Here is a 15,152-nt window from a genome sequence, read left to right on the forward strand (position 1 = left end):
GCCCGGGACGACCGGGCCTTTCTGCTGTTTCAGACCCGGGATCAGGCCTCGCGCTTCTGCAGCCGATCCAGACGCAGCTGGGCTGCGCGGCGGTGACCCTCGAGGCTCTCGCTGGCGCTCTGGCGGGCAGCCGGCGGGGCCACGGCGGCGACGCCGCGTTCATCGAGCCACTGATGCGTCGCGACCTTCACATAGGCGCCGACCCACAAGCCGCCGGTATAGCGTCCGGCGCCCATGGTGGGCAGCGTATGGTTGGTGCCGCAGCACTTGTCGGAATAGACGACGCTCGCCAGTTCGCCGATGAACAGCGAGCCGTAATTGCTGAGTTTCAGCGCCATGGCCTGCGCATCGGCGGTGTGAACCTGAAGGTGCTCGGCGGCGATGAAGTCGGAATAGGCGATCATCGACTCTTCGCTGTCGCAGACGACGATTTCGCCGTAATCGCGCCATGCCTGACCGGCCACATTGGCCGTCGACAGATCCTGGAGCTGGCGTTCGACTTCCGCAAGCGTCGCTTCGGCGAGCGCCCGGTCGGTGGTGATCAGCCCGACCCGGGTTTTGACGTCGTGTTCGGCCTGGGCCAGGAGATCGGTGGCGATCATCTCGGCGTCGCCGGTGCTGTCGGCGACGATGAAGATCTCCGAGGGACCGGCCAGCTGATCGATGCCGACGGGGCCGAAGACCTGACGTTTGGCTTCGTTGACGAAGGCGTTGCCCGGACCGACGATCTTGCTGACGGTCGGAACGGTTTCGGTGCCGTAGGCCATGGCGGCGATCGCCTGCGCGCCGCCGATGCGGAAGATGCGATCCGCGCCGGACAGGTGGCAACCGGCGATCATGGCCTTGTGCGCATTCGGCGGCAGGCAGGCGATGACCTGCTTGCAGCCCGCCACCTTGGCCGGGACGATGGTCATGATCGGCGCCGACAGCAGGGGATAGCGACCGCCAGGGACATAGCAGCCGATGCTTTCGATCGGAATGACGCGATGGCCGAGATGGAGGCCCGGCAGAAGCTCGATTTCGAGCGGCTGGATGGTCTGCAGCTGCGCTTCGGCGAAACGGCGCACGTTGGAAATCGCAAATTCGGTGTCGGCGCGGGTTTGCGGATCGAGCTGGGCGAGCGCCTCATCCCGTTCCGCCGCCGTGACCTCGAACACGTCGAGCTCGGCCTTGTCGAACCGGGCGGAATAATCGCGCACGGCGGCATCGCCGCGGCTGCGAACGTCGGCCAGGATTTCCGCGACCAGCGTTTCCACCGAGGCGTTGTCGCCAATGGAATCGCGCTCGGGCGACTTGACATACTCTGCACCGGACATCGGGGCTTTTTTCAATTCGGTCATGATGGCTCCACTCAAAATTCCGGCCGCCTCCGGCCGGTTCGGAAACTGCTTTCGGCGGACTCCGCGCCGCCGCGCGCTCGGCAGCAGTGCGGCTCGAACCGCGCCGGGCAAGCTGCTTCGCCCCGCGATTTTGATATTGCATACGTATTCAAAATCTGCCAGTCTTTTTGCGAAGACGCAATTCGAGTTGGAACGCAGCCCTGCAGGCGGCTATGGCTTACGATGGAAATATGACGCGCCGAAGGGATCAGCGGCCATGAAAAGGATCAAGGACCGGACGGTCGACGGCGCCGCGCCGTTGATCGTCGTGTCCGGCACCGTCTGCGACGAGCGGCTGTACCAGCCGGTCATCGACCGGCTCGATCATACGGGCGAGATCCTGTTCGCGCCGCTGGATGTCGGCCGCTCCATGCCGGAGGCGGCCGCCGCTTTTCTGGCGCGCGCGCCGTCGCGCTTTCTGCTCGTCGGCTTTTCGCTCGGCGGCATCGCCAGTTTCGAAATCATCGCCCAGGCGCCGGAACGGGTCGCGGGACTTTGCCTGATCGATACGACGCCGCGGCCCGATCCGCCGGCGAACGGCCCGCTTCGGGACGCAGTGCGGGGCAAGGCGCGCCGCGACGGCATGGAGGGCTATATCACCGACGCATGGCCGCGCCTCGTCGCCCGAGCCAATCTGGAGAATCACGCGCTCCGCCGCACGATCATCAACATGGCGGTCGATTGCGGCGTCGACCTGTTGGATGTGCAGACCGAGATGGCCATCCATCGCGCCGACAGCCGACCGCGGCTCGGCGTCATCGCCTGTCCGACGATGGTTCTCGCCGGCGCCGAAGAGAAGGTGTGCCCGATCGACGCCCATAGAGAGATCGCAGACGGCGTCGCCGGCGCCGCATTTCATCTGATCGAAGGGGCGGGGCATTTCTCGCCGCTTGAAAATCCCCGCGCCGTCGCATCCCATGTCCAGCATTGGCTGGACGCCTGCGCGGCCTGAACGAATCCGGCGTCGATGCCGAAAAAGGAGCAAACATGAGTGAGGACGACGTGAAGAATCCGAAGAATGCGGTAGCCGCACGCCCGAAGGAAATGGTTGAGCAGGTGTTGCAGGTCGAGCGACGCGATTACGTGGACCTCGCGCCGACCGACCGGCCACGCAGCCAATCGCTCGAAGGCTTCGACGACATCTACACCGACATCGTCGACTACATCGTCCGGTGCACACACCGCATCTGGGATGAGCGCGACATCGGCCTGATCTACACTCACTACACCCACAACTGCGTGCTCTACGGCACGCTCGGCGCGATCTACAATCGCGAAGACGTGGTGCGCGACACGATCCAGCGCTTGGTGTCCCTGCCCGAACGGCGCGGCATGGCGACCCAGGTTCTCTGGCGCGGCAATGATCAAGAAGGGTTCTACACCTCTCACCTCGTCACCGGCTCGGGTCGTCATACGCAGCATGGACATTACGGCGCGCCGACGGGCCGCACCTTCGTATCGCGCACGATCGCCGACTGCATGATCCATCGCAACATGATCTATCGCGAATGGGTGGTGGCCGACACGATGGCGATCATCCAGCAACTGGGTCTCGATCCCAACGGGTTTGCGGAACGCTTTGCCAGGTCGGCTTTCGACAAGGGCTTGCTGTCGCTGGATATCGGCGAAAACCGCCGCCTTCTCGGCCAGTATCCGCCGGAAGCCGAAGCCGATGTCTCGATCGCCCATAACGACGTCGAAGCGGAGACGCTGCGCTGGCTGCATGAAGTGTTCAACAAGCGGATGTTCGGCAAGATCAAGGATGTCTATGCCGCCAACTGCCAGTATCACGGCCCGTTGATGAAGGAGCTCTACGGCGTCGCCGCCGTCACGCATCAGCATCTCGGCCTGATCGGCTCGATCCCGGACGCCGCCTATATGCCGCAGCACATCTGCTCCAACCCCTGCGAAGAGGGCGGCGTGAAGGTCGCGGTGCGCTGGTTGATGGAAGGCCATCATCTGGGCTACGGCATTCTCCAGACACTCGGCGAGCCGACCGGCGCGCGGCTCCAGGTCATGGGCATGACCCATTACCACTATAAGGACGGCAAGATCGTCGATGAATGGAACGTCTATGACGAACTCTCGCTGCTGACCCAGGTGAAACTGGCGCAAATGGCGAAGGCTTCGTCGTCCGCCGCGTCCTGATCGCCCGAAGCGACGCGTCGGCCGACGACGCCCATGCCGACCCATCGGTCGGTTGCCGCGGCCGACGCATTTCCCAGACTATTCGTTCGCGCCGGCCGAGGCGGCGGCCTGTGAACGCGCCAGGGCCAGGAAGGCCTTGACGCCGGCCGAGAGATTGCGGCGACCGGGATAATAAAGGCAGAGGCCGGGATAGGGGGCGTCCAATCTTCCAGCAGGCGCGTCAGCCGGCCGGTCCGGATGTCGTCCAGAACGCTCTGCTCCATGAAATAGCCGATCCCGGTATGCGCGAGCACGGCTGTCCGCGACAGCTGAGCCTCGTCGAGAATGATCGGACCGCGCACGTCGATCTGAAGGATCTCGCCGTCCTTTTCGAACCGCCAGCGAAACAGCGATCCGTCCGGCAGGCGCACCCGGATGCATTTGTGATGGTGAAGATCCGCCGGCGTCTTCGGGGCGTCATGCTCTGCGAGATATTCAGGCGTGGCGACCACGGCGTAACGTTGCGGACGGCCGAGCGGCAAGGCGATCATGTCGCTGGGCACGAGACCTGCGACCCGCACGCCGAGATCGAAGCCTTCCGCGACGATGTCGACCAGCCGTCCCTCCGTCACGAGGTCGACGACCATGTCAGGGTAGCGGCGCAAAAATTCCAGCACGAGCGGCGAGATGATGTCGCGCGCGGCGAAGGGCGCCGCATTGATGCGGATCGTGCCCGACGGCGTGAGGCGCTCCGAACGGACGGCTTCGAGCGCGACCTCGATGTCTTGAAGGGCGGGGCCGACCTGATCGACGAACAACCTGCCCGCGCCGGTGAGCGAAACGCTTCGGGTCGTCCGGTTGAACAGCCGGACGCCGAGATGAGCCTCGAGCTTGCCGATGGCGAGGCTGAGCGCGGTGGTGGACATGTCGAGATCGATGGCCGCGGCGCGGAATGTTCCCCGATGCGCGATGGCGATCACCGCTTTCAGATCCGTCAGCCCGACTTTATCCATTGTCCCGAATTCCGCTATTCGTCATCCCGGTTTGTCCCCGTTATCAGTGTAATTGTCGAGTGTTATCTCTTTCGCATCGAGATGAAAGAGGAACTGACCATGAGTCATGCAAACGACTTTCTCGGACTTGGAGGCAAACGCGTCCTCATCACCGCCGGCACCAAGGGTGCAGGCAGGGCCTGCGTCGAACTCTTTCGGCAGTTGGGCGCACAGGTGCTGACGACGGCCAGAACGAAGCCCGACGAACTGCAGGACGAAGAATTCGTCGCTGCCGATCTCACAACGATCGAGGGCGTCGCCGATGTCGCTGGCGCCGCGCGGGAACGGTTGGGCGTCGTCGACGTCGTCGTGCATATGCTGGGCGGGTCTTCAGCCCCCGGCGGCGGGTTCGCGGCGCTCGACGATGCGGAATGGAGCCGGGAATTGCAGCAGAACCTGTTCGCCGCCGTTCGCCTCGACCGGGAACTGCTGCCCGACATGATCGCCCGCGGGGCCGGCGTCGTCATCCATGTCACGTCGATCCAGCGTCTGTTGCCGCTGCCTGAATCGACCACCGCCTATGCGGCCGCGAAGGCCGCGCTGTCGACCTACAGCAAGGCGCTGTCGAAGGAGGTCTCGCCCAAGGGCGTCCGCGTGGTGAGAGTGTCGCCGGGCTGGATCGAAACGGAAGCATCGGTGCGTCTGGCGCAGCGCCTCGCCGATCAGGTCGGCGGCGATTACGAAACCGGCAAGCGGATGATCATGGACGGGTTGGGCGGCATCCCGCTCGGCCGTCCCGCCAAGCCCGAAGAGGTGGCCAACCTGATCGCTTTTCTCGCCTCCGACCGCGCCGCCTCGATCACCGGGACCGAATACACCATCGACGGCGGCACGGTTCCTACTGTCTGAGCCCGCCCTCATGCAAATCGGGCCCTCCTCACCGATTGGCGACGGCGGGCGCCCCTAAGCGGAGAGGGCCCGCGCGACGGCCCCTCACAGCAAACAATGAAAGGACAACGACCATGACCATCACTCTACCCGAACCGATCGCAACGTTTTTCAATGCGGATAAGTCGCGCGACGCCGAGCGTGTCGCCAATTGCTTTCTCGACACATCCTTCGTCAAGGACGAGGGCCACACCTATCTCGGTCGGGACGAGATCCGCCAATGGATTGCGGCGTCTTCTGCGAAATACTCCTACACCGCCACGCCCATCGACATCAGGCAAGAGGGCGGCCGCACCGTCGTCACCAGCCACCTGACCGGGAACTTTCCCGGCAGTCCGGTCGACCTGCGATATGCCTTCACTCTTCAGGACGGATTGATCGCCGAGCTGGACATCCGGCTCTGAGAAAGAGGCCGGTTCTCGGGCGTCCCGCACGACGGCGTTGCGTTGACGGGCCGCCTGTTTCGATCATGGCGTCAGCACCAGTGATCCCGTGGTCTGGCGTCCCTCGAGCAGCGCATGGGCCTCGGCCGCTTCAGAGAGCGGACGTCGATCAGGTTCGGTGATCCGGATCTCTCCCCGACGAGCCGCGAGAAAAGGTCGGCGCTGCGCGACAGGAGTTCGGCCCTGTCCTCGACATAGTCAAACAGCACGGGGCGGTTGGCGGAGATCGAGCCGTGGGCGGCGAGGTCGGAGAGCTTGAAACCCTCGATCATTCCGGAGGACTGGCCGAAGCTCACGAACATGCCGCGCTTTTTGAGACATTGCAGAGAACCGCGCCAGGTGTCGGCGCCGACGCTGTCATAGACGGCGGCGCAGCCCCGGCCCGAAGTGATCTCCTTGACTGCCGGGACGAAATCGTCCTGGCGGTAATTGATCACATGCTCATAGCCATGCGCCTCGGCGAGCGCGATTTTCTCCGGGCTGCCCGCCGTGCCGATCGTCTGCGCGCCCAGCGCCTTCAGCCATTGACCGAGGATCAGGCCGACGCCACCGGCGGCGGCATGGACGAGGATGGTGTCGCCGGGCTGGACGGCGTAGGAAGAGGTGACCAGATATTGCGCCGTCAACCCCTTGAGCAGCGAGCCGGCGACGACCGTGTCGGAGAGGCTGCCGGGGATCTTGACGCATCGATCCGCATCGATCAGCCGTTCTTCGCAATAGGCGCCGAGGCGGGAGACATAGGCGACGTGGTCGCCGATGGCGACATCGTGGACATCGGGGCCGACAGCCGTGATCACGCCGGCGGCTTCCGCGCCCGGGATGAGTGTCTTCTCAGGCCAGGGATAGAGGCCGCTGCGGTAGTAGACGTCGATGAAGTTGACGCCGATCGCGCGGTGCCGGATCCTGACTTCGCCGGGGCCGGGCGCACCGATCTCGACATCGCTCCACACCATCGCGTCGGGTCCCCCGGCGCGTTCGCCAGCATCGCTTTCATGATGTCCCCCGGACTTTTATTATTTCACGTCGAATTCCGGATCGGCGGGCACCTGCATGGCGATCGCCAGATGGTTGGTCTGCGCCGCCAGGCCGATCACGGCCAGCAATTCGCCATGCTGGGCGTCGGTCATGCCGCGAGAGCGTGCGGCCGCCGTGTGCGACTGGATGCAATATTGGCAGCTGTTGGCGGTGGAGACCGCGATATAGATCATCTCGCGGGTCAAAGGATCGAGTGCGCCCTCGACCGCCATCACCGATTTCAGGTTTTCCCAAACGCGCTTGAGATTGGCGGGGTCATTGGCGAGGCCCCGCCAGAAATTGTTGATGAAGTCGTTCTTGCGGGTCGTGCGGATGTCGTCGAACACCGCTTTGACTACGGGGATCGCCTCGGCGTCGGCGTCGGTGAGAAGTTTGACGGTGGCCATGGTTCTTGCTCCTTACGCGTGCGCCCAGTCCCAATAGAGCGCGCGCGCCTTTCGGGCGAGCGGGCCGAACTCAAGCCGTTTGTCGTCGAAAGCGATGATCGGCACGACCTTGGACATATTGCCGCTCGAGAAGATCTCGTCGGCCTCGCGGAAATCCTCAACCGTGAGCGACTTTTCATGCACGGTCACGCCGGCCTCGCGCAGCAGCTTGATGACGCGCTGGCGGGTGATGCCATCCAGGAATGTGCCGTTGGGAACCGGGGTGAACACCTCGCCGCCGCGCGCCATGAACACATTGGCGGTGGCGAGTTCGGCGACATTGCCGATCACGTCGGTGACCAGCGCATTGTGAAAGCCCTTGGCTTTGGCTTCGCGCATCATGCGGGCATTGTTGGGATAGAGGCAGGCGGCCTTGGCGTTGACGGGCATGACCTCCAGCGTCGGGCGGCGGAAGCTGGTGGTGGTGATGGTGAAACCCTTGGGCTCGACCATCGGGATTTCCTCGAGGCACAGCGCGAAATCGGTGGAGTCGGCCAGCGGCGGCACGGTGCCGGCGTCGCTCTCTTCGGCCCAATACATCGGGCGGATATAGACATCCGTTCCGGGGGCGAATTTTTTCAAACCCTCGCGGGTCAACGTCTCGATATCCGAACCGGTGAGCGTGGGGTTGAGGCCAAGCGCGGTTGCGGAGGCGTTGACGCGAGCGCAATGGCGATCGAGATCGGGGAGACGCCTTCAAACAGGCGCGCGCCGTCGAAGACCAGCGAGCCGAGCCAGGTGGCGTGCGAGGCGGCGCCGAGAATGCGGACATCGCCTTCATGCCAGGCGCCCTTGTAATAGGTCCAGGTGGTTTTCGTGCTCATGGCTGTTTCCTCATTTCGTCTTCTTGTGCGGCGCGCTTCAATGGACGGCCGCATACATGATTTTCTCTTCGGTCGCTTCGGTCGGGGAGAATTCCTCGACGATGCGGCCCTGGCGGCAGACCAGGATGCGGTCCGACAGATTCAGGATTTCCGGAAGGTAGGAGGAAATGACCACCACGGCCAGCCCCTCATCGGCCAGCCGGTTGATGATCTGGTGGATTTCGGCGATGGCGCCGACATCGACGCCGCGGGTCGGTTCGTCGAAAATGACGATTTCCGGCTTCTGCACCAGGCCCTTGCCGATCACCACCTTTTGCTGATTGCCGCCGGAGAGCTCGACGACACGGGCATTGTCGTTGATGGCGCGGACGTTCAGCGTCTTCGACCAGTCCTTGGACAGCGCCTGCATCTCGGCATAGCTGATGATCTTGCTCTTTTCGCGGTCGGCGGCGAGCAGGCCGCCGAACATGTTTTCGGCGATCGACATGGTCTCGAAGAAACCTTCGGATTTGCGGTCCTCGGTGACATAGACAATGCCGTCCTTCACCGCCTGGCGCGGCACGACATAGCGCACCGGTCTGTCGTTGAGTTCGATTGCGCCGCCGCGCAGGAAATCACGCTTGTAGATGCCGGAGACGATCTTGAAGGTTTCGGTGCGGCCTGAGCCGATCAGGCCGAAGACGCCGGTGATCTGGCCCTGGAAGATCGAGAAGGAATTGTTGCGCACCGCGGCGCCCATCGAAATGTCCTGGACGGACAGGACCTTTTGCCGGCCTTGCGGATCTTGCTCTCGTCGCGCTGGCGATAGAGTTCGGCCGAGAGCGTGCGGCCGACCATGGCGGCGATGATCTTGTCGCGGTCGAAGTCCTTGGTTTCGCCGGAGGCCACGAGTTCGCCGTCGCGCAGGATGGTGATCCGGTCCGACAGCATCAGCGCCTCTTCGAGCGCATGGCTGATGAAGACGATGGAGACGCCGCGCGCCTTGAGCCGCCGGATGAGCGCGAAGAAATGGCGCTTCTCTTCCGGCGTCAGCGTCGCGGTCGGCTCGTCGAAGATGATGACTTCGGCATTGTGATGCACGGCCCGGGCGATCTCGACCATCTGCTTCTTGGCCGCGCCCAGCGTCTCGACCATGGCGGTGGGATCGACGGAGAAATTCAGCGACTGCAGGAATTGCTGGGCGGAAATATAGATGCCGCGCAGGCGGTTGAGGAACTTTTCCGAGCCGAGATAGAGGTTCTGCGCCACCGTCATCGAGCCGACCAGCGAGGTCTCCTGAAAGACCATGGCGATGCCGGCTTCGAGCGCGTCATTGGGCGTGGCATAGATCGTCTCGACGCCCTTGTGGAACATCTTCCCGGAGGAGGGCTCGACGACGCCGGCGATCATTTTGGTGAGCGTCGACTTACCGGCGCCGTTTTCGCCCAGCAGAGCGTGGATCTCGCCGCGCTTGAGCTCGAAGGTGACATTTTTGACTGCAGGCACGCCGCGATAGAGTTTCGAGATGTTTTCGAGGCGGATGATCGTATCCATGATGTCTTCTCCGCTCACAATGCCATAGCGAGGATTTCATCCCCGCCCGCCGAGGCCGCATGGATCCTGCCGTTCAGCGACAAAGCGGCGACTATGCCGTGACGCTTGCCGTCGGCGCGGCTGTGATAGCTGGCGGTGGGCTGGAAATCCTGGTCAAGCCGGGCGACGAGACCGTAGGACCGGCTCGGGGACCAGGGCTTGTGGATGCCCATGGTCTTGATGCCCCCGCATTGCAGCGGCTCGAGGAAGGAACGGCCGGAGGCGAGCGACGGCGCGATCCAGAATTCCGGCGCGATTTCTTCCATCATCGCCTGGCGATACTGGTCTTCCTGCAGCACGAATTCGATGAGGCGGTTGACCGGCGCGAAGATCGACAGAAGCGCGCCGTCGTCGATGCGCGTGAGACGGCCGGGATAGCCGGGGATGTTCGACATCACCACCTTGGTCGCGCCGCTGGCGCTCACGCGGATCACGCGGCGGGTCCAGGCTTCGGAGACCACGATATCGGCGCCGTCTTCGATGACGCCCGAGGGCCAGGCGAGGCCATCGATAAGCTTCGTGCTCTCGCCATTGGGCTTGACGCGCCAGACGGAGCCCGTCGCGCCCTTTTCCATCAGATCGCGGCGCCAGTCCGAGGGGCGATGACGGGCGGAGCCATTGGCGACCAGCAATTCGCCGCCGGCGGTGAAGCTCAGCGCGGTGGCGCAGTTTATGTCTTTGGCGGCGGCGATCTCGTTGCCGTCGAGGACGATCGCGCCGCTTTCGAGCGCGACGGCGATCGAGCCCGAGGGCGAGACGGCGAGCGCGCCGACCGGCGATTGAAAGGCGGCGAAAACGCGGGGCTCTCCATTCGCGGAGACAGCATGAACCGCATTGCCGGCGGCGGCTAGCAATTGGCCGTCATGGCTGGCGAGATCGACGGGCGCGGCAATGGTCGCCACGCTCTCGGCCTCGTCGAGACGGCGGTTGGGGCGGAAGGCGCCGTCGAGCGGCGGCACGGTGACGGCCTTGCCGCGGAAGAGATCGAGAAGGGGGCGAAGATGGTCATGCCCGTGCTCCCCAATAGGATGTCGGACCCGTCCAGGCTTCATCGGCGCCGTCGAGCTTGTAGCGGCCGATGCGGTTGTTGAGAATGCCGCCGATGAACAGCCAGCCTTTATGCTCGCGCATGGAGGTGACCATCGGATGCGACTGGCCCGAGAGATCGCCGAGCGCGCCGATGATCTTGCCGGAATCATCGAATTTCACCACACCGCCGGTGTTGATGTTGGGAAACAGCCAGTCGTCCTGCGGCAGCCGGCGCGTCATGCGCTTGCGGAAGCCGGGATTGCGCAGCGACAGGTCGAAGGTCGGCGTGCGCATGCCGAGCCAGGCCATCCAGTAGGAGCCGTCGGAGGCGCGGTTGATATTGTCGGGATAGCCCGGCATGTCCTTGATGACGCATTCTGCCGTGCCGGCTTTGGGGCCTTCCAGCCAATAGCGATGCACTCGGCAGGCCCAGCTTTCGGCGAAGAACAGGCTCTTGCCGTCATGGGCCATGCAGACGCCATTCATATAGTGATAGCCGTCGAGCAGCGTTTTGGTCTCGCCGGTCTTGGGATCGTAGACCAGCAGGCGGCCGGTGGCGCGGTTCTCGATGGAATCGAGCGCCCAGTCATGCGCGTCGAAGCGCTTGGTGGAATCGGTGAAATAGATGCGGCCATCGGGGGCGATGTCGAGATCGTTGGGGTCGCGCAGACGGGCGTCGTCCTGCACCGAGGTCCAGGAGCGGCGCGTCTCGGGCCGACAGCCGCGTCACTTCGCGGTCGGGCGAGATGGAATAGAGCCCCATGGCGCCGACGCAGCTGAGGAGATTGCCCTGGCGGTCGAAAGCGAGCCCGAGCGGGAAGCCGCCGACATGGGCGAAGACTTCGGAGCGCGTATAATCTGGAGCGAAGAAGCGGACGATTTCGCCATGGCGGGTGCCGCAATAGAGATGGTCGTCGCGGTCGAGAATGACGTCTTCGGGGCCTTCGAGTTCGCCCAGCCCGATATAGTCGGTGCGGGAAATCGCGTTGTTCAGCGCATAGGGCGTGCCGGAATCGGGCTCCGCCGACTGCGCTTCGCCCATCTTGAGATAGATGGGTGCGACATAGACTTCGTTGAGCACCTTGTGGCGATTCTTGAGCCAGCGGATGTCGATGGTGACGGCGACCGCCAGCATCAGGCCGATGACCATCTGGTTGGCGCCGGTGCCGTAGCCGAGGCGGATCAGGCCGTTGTTCATGACGAGCACGATGATTGCGCCCATCAGGCCCTTGACCACCGAGCCGCGTCCGCCGCCCAGTGAAATGCCGCCGACAACGGCCGCCGTCAGCGCCAGGATCTCCATGTTCAGCCCGGTGCCGGGGCCTGCGCCCGACAGGCGGCAGGCGATCAGGAAGCCGGCGACGGAGGCGCAGAAGCCGGAAAAGACATAGGTCATGAACACGGTGCGCTTGACCTTGATGCCGGCATTGTGCGCCGAACGCCTGCTGCCGCCGACCGCCAGCACATGCCAGCCTGGGCGCGAGCGGGTCAGCGCGATATGGGTGATGACGGCGAGGACGATGGCGGTGATCACCGGGATCGACAGGCCGGCGAATGTGCCGTCGCCGATGAAATCCCAGGCGTCGGAAGAGGCCATCGAGGTCTGGATCGCCGCGCCGTAATTGACGACGAGAATATCGAAGATGGTGCGGCCGATGATGAAGGTGACCAGCGTGGTGAGGAAGGCGCGGAGCCGAAGAAAGCCGATGAGATAGCCGTTGATTGCGCCGCAGACCAGACCGGTGGCGATGGCCGCAGCCAGCGCCATCCACACGGGCGCTTCGAAGATAAAGAAGGTTCCGACGGCGGTGAAGGTGGCGAGCGCGAAGATCGAGCCGACGGAGAGATCGATGCCGCCGCCGAGCAGGACCACGGTGAGGCCGGTGACGACGATCGAGAATTCGCCGAGCTGGCGGGTGGATTCCTGGAGCGACAGCGGCTTGAAGAAGCCGGGAATGGCCGTGCCGAAGCCGGCGATGACGGCGATCAGCGCGATGAAGGGAATGGCGTTGTCGGTCCAGCGCTTGGACAGGATCTCGCCGATCAGGTGATCGGGAACGAGATTGTAGCGCCAGGACTGCAGGCGTTCGCGAAAAGTCATCAATCAACCCGGGACTGTGGTGAAAAACGGGCGGGGCGGCGCATGCGTGATGCGCCTTCGCAGCGTTTGATGGGCGCGCCGTACAGCGTGCCCTGATGTCATGGCGAGAGCGGAAGAGACCGCTTCGCCGATTATTTCTGCTCGGCCTCGGCCTGCAGCGCCTTCAGATCCCAGCAGCTGTCGGGACGCAGGTTTTCCTTCGTCGTCGCCTTCATCAGCGTGTAGACGAAGGGCGAGGCCGTGCCCGGGGCCTGGCCGCTCTGCAGCAGATATTTGATGATCGCCACCATATTGTGGGTTTCCTTGGCGAGGTCGGTCATCACAACCGCGCCATAGGTGCCATCGGCGATCTTGTCGCAATCGGCGGTCTTTTCGCCGCCGCCCGTCGTCACCAGGAAGACCTTGTCCTGAAGCTTGGCTTCGCGGATGGCGGCCGCCGCGCCAACGGCGTCGCCGTCCCAGAAATCGATGATGCCGCAGATGTCGGGATTCTGCTGCAGCATGGTGGCGGTCACATTGCGCGAGGTGGTGGCGTCCCAATTGGAATCGGGCTTGGCGACGACCTTGAAGTCCAGGTTCTTTTCCAGCACTTCCATGATGCCGGCATATTGATAGAGGCTGGTGGCGTTGACCTGGTCGCCCTGGACGAGGCCGATCTTCTTGGACGAATTCGGGCCGCAGCCCTTGATCACCGCTTCGGCTTCCAGGCGGCCGAGCTGCGTCCAGTCGCCGCCGACATAGGCGTCGGCCTTGAAGTTGGCGGGGTTGTCGACGAGGATCACATAGATGCCCGCAGCCTGCGCCTTCTTCATCAGCTTGGAATAGGAGTTGAGGTCTGGCGACATGACGATCAGCACGTCGGGCTTGGTGTCCGACGAAATGGCTTCGGTGATCGCCTGGGCGCCGGCTTCGACGCTCCAGTTCGGGTCGCGGGTCTCGAAGACGCCGCCGAAGGCGTCGACTTCGCGCTTGAGAATGGCGGCCCAGCCCTGGGCGAGATCGAAGCCCATGGCCATGGGCACGAGCATCACCCGCTTGCCCTTCATCGCTTCGGCATAGATCGCCGGCGACGGATCATCCGCCGCCTTGACCGGAGCGGCCGAGACGCCCATTGCAAAGACTGTTCCTGCGAAAAGTATCGATAGTAGCTTTTTCATGTCTTGTCCCTCTTTTGGCGACAGTGTTGTTCCCCACACACGAAAGTCAGATATCCCCTTGCTGCGCCGTCTGTTCGTCACGCGGATTGAGCAGGCCGTCCATGATGATGGCGGCAAGCAGGATCGAAGATTTGATCAGGTTCTGGTAGATCAAGGGAATGTCGATGATGGTCATGGCGTTGAGCAGCACGCCGGTCAGCGCCGCGCCGATCAGCACATTGCGCACCCCGCCCTTGCCGCCCGACAGGCCGATGCCGCCGATCACCGCGACCAGCACGATGTCGTAAAGCAGCGTCGAATTGACGACGCGCGTATTCATGGAATGCAGGCTTGCCGCGGTGAGAATGCCGGCCATGAAGGAAAACACCGCCGAGATGACATAGCGCAGCATGAGCATGGGCCTGACCGGCATGCCGGCATTGCGCGCCGCCACTGGATTGTCGCCGGCGTAATAGACGTAGCGGCCCCATTTGGTGAAGCGCAGGAAGAGGAAGGTTATGAGCGCGAGCGCGCCGAAGATGAACACTTCCACCGGCGCGCCGAGGATCTGGAACGAGCCCAGCCCGATGATCCAGTGATCGACGGGGGCGCTGATCGCATCGGCGGAAATGACCTGCGACCTGACATAGCCGAAGACGAAGGAGGCCGAGGCGAGCGTGACGAACAGCGCCGGCACGTCCGCATAGGCGACGAGAAAACCGTTGACCAGGCCGAGCCCGATGACGCCGGCCAGCGTGATGGCCAGCGCTGCGCCGTCGCTCATGCCGTCGCTCAGCATCTGCAGATAGGCCGCCACAGACATGGCCATGATGGCGACAGCCGAGAGATCGATGCCGCGGCCGATGATGACCACGGCCATGCCGAGCGAGAGAATGCCGAGCACCGAGACCGAGCGGATGATGGTGACGATATTGTCGGATGTGAAAAAGCCCGGCAGTATGGCCGACGCCGTCGCGAAAGTCAGAATGGCGATCAGGAGAACGATCCGTTCCTGATTGAGCATGGTCAAGTCAAATCGCTTGGCGGCGTTCATGGGTCGGCCTGATCCTCTCCGTGATGGTTCATTCTGCACGGCCCGAAAGTTAGGGGCGGCGCAATCGATACGTCCAATGAATTCTGA

9 protein-coding genes and 5 pseudogenes are annotated in these 15,152 nt (G+C 63.6%); 4 read left to right on the forward strand and 10 right to left on the reverse strand.

The window, feature by feature from the left end; genetic code table 11:
* Positions 1-41 precede the first annotated feature (41 nt).
* Positions 42-1,340, reverse strand: a complete 1,299-nt coding sequence (hisD, locus tag H2O14_RS14490; protein ID WP_182828209.1) for a histidinol dehydrogenase — start codon at positions 1,338-1,340, stop codon at positions 42-44.
* A gap of 256 nt (positions 1,341-1,596) precedes the next feature.
* Here hisD and H2O14_RS14495 point away from each other — a divergent pair, with 256 nt between their 5' ends.
* A complete protein-coding gene (locus H2O14_RS14495; RefSeq protein WP_182828210.1) occupies positions 1,597-2,331 on the forward strand; it encodes an alpha/beta fold hydrolase in 735 nt (244 codons plus the stop codon).
* A 35-nt stretch (positions 2,332-2,366) separates the two neighbouring features.
* On the forward strand, positions 2,367-3,527 hold the full coding sequence (locus H2O14_RS14500) for an ester cyclase (RefSeq protein ID WP_182828211.1): 1,161 nt from the start codon (positions 2,367-2,369) through the stop codon (positions 3,525-3,527).
* Positions 3,528-3,605: 78 nt separating this feature from the next.
* Here H2O14_RS14500 and H2O14_RS14505 read toward each other — a convergent pair.
* Positions 3,606-4,519 (reverse strand): annotated as a pseudogene (locus H2O14_RS14505) (LysR family transcriptional regulator).
* 99 nt (positions 4,520-4,618) lie between these two features.
* Between H2O14_RS14505 and H2O14_RS14510 the strand changes: the two are divergent.
* Both H2O14_RS14510 and H2O14_RS14515 read left to right on the forward strand, forming a co-directional pair.
* On the forward strand, positions 4,619-5,407 hold the full coding sequence (locus H2O14_RS14510; RefSeq protein WP_182828212.1) for an SDR family oxidoreductase: 789 nt from the start codon (positions 4,619-4,621) through the stop codon (positions 5,405-5,407).
* Positions 5,408-5,520: 113 nt separating this feature from the next.
* Positions 5,521-5,850 (forward strand): nuclear transport factor 2 family protein, encoded by a 330-nt coding sequence (locus H2O14_RS14515; protein ID WP_182828213.1) that lies wholly within the window; start codon positions 5,521-5,523, stop codon positions 5,848-5,850.
* Positions 5,851-5,913: 63 nt separating this feature from the next.
* On the opposite strand, the pseudogene H2O14_RS14520 reads toward H2O14_RS14515, so the two are convergent.
* From H2O14_RS14520 to H2O14_RS14555, 8 genes and pseudogenes are all read right to left on the reverse strand, one after another.
* Positions 5,914-6,842 (reverse strand): annotated as a pseudogene (locus tag H2O14_RS14520) (quinone oxidoreductase family protein).
* A 60-nt stretch (positions 6,843-6,902) separates the two neighbouring features.
* Positions 6,903-7,310 (reverse strand): carboxymuconolactone decarboxylase family protein, encoded by a 408-nt coding sequence (locus tag H2O14_RS14525; RefSeq protein WP_182828214.1) that lies wholly within the window; start codon positions 7,308-7,310, stop codon positions 6,903-6,905.
* 12 nt (positions 7,311-7,322) lie between these two features.
* Positions 7,323-8,173: pseudogene (locus H2O14_RS14530) on the reverse strand (branched-chain amino acid aminotransferase).
* 37 nt (positions 8,174-8,210) lie between these two features.
* Positions 8,211-9,706 (reverse strand): annotated as a pseudogene (locus H2O14_RS14535) (sugar ABC transporter ATP-binding protein).
* Positions 9,707-9,720: 14 nt separating this feature from the next.
* The gene (locus H2O14_RS14540; RefSeq protein ID WP_182828215.1) at positions 9,721-10,797 is read right to left on the reverse strand and encodes a hypothetical protein; all 1,077 of its coding nucleotides are present in this window, start codon (positions 10,795-10,797) and stop codon (positions 9,721-9,723) included.
* Positions 10,751-12,875, reverse strand: a pseudogene (locus H2O14_RS14545) (ABC transporter permease). Before H2O14_RS14545 ends, H2O14_RS14540 begins: the two are co-directional and overlap by 47 nt.
* 131 nt (positions 12,876-13,006) lie before the next feature.
* A complete protein-coding gene (locus H2O14_RS14550; protein WP_246697396.1) occupies positions 13,007-13,987 on the reverse strand; it encodes a sugar ABC transporter substrate-binding protein in 981 nt (326 codons plus the stop codon).
* 91 nt (positions 13,988-14,078) lie between these two features.
* Positions 14,079-15,065: an ABC transporter permease gene (locus tag H2O14_RS14555; RefSeq protein ID WP_182828217.1), complete on the reverse strand. Its 987-nt coding sequence runs from the start codon at positions 15,063-15,065 to the stop codon at positions 14,079-14,081.
* Positions 15,066-15,152: the final 87 nt, after the last annotated feature.

Source organism: Rhizobium sp. G21 (genome assembly GCF_014158035.1).
Taxonomy (GTDB): Bacteria; Pseudomonadota; Alphaproteobacteria; order Rhizobiales; family Rhizobiaceae; genus Rhizobium_E.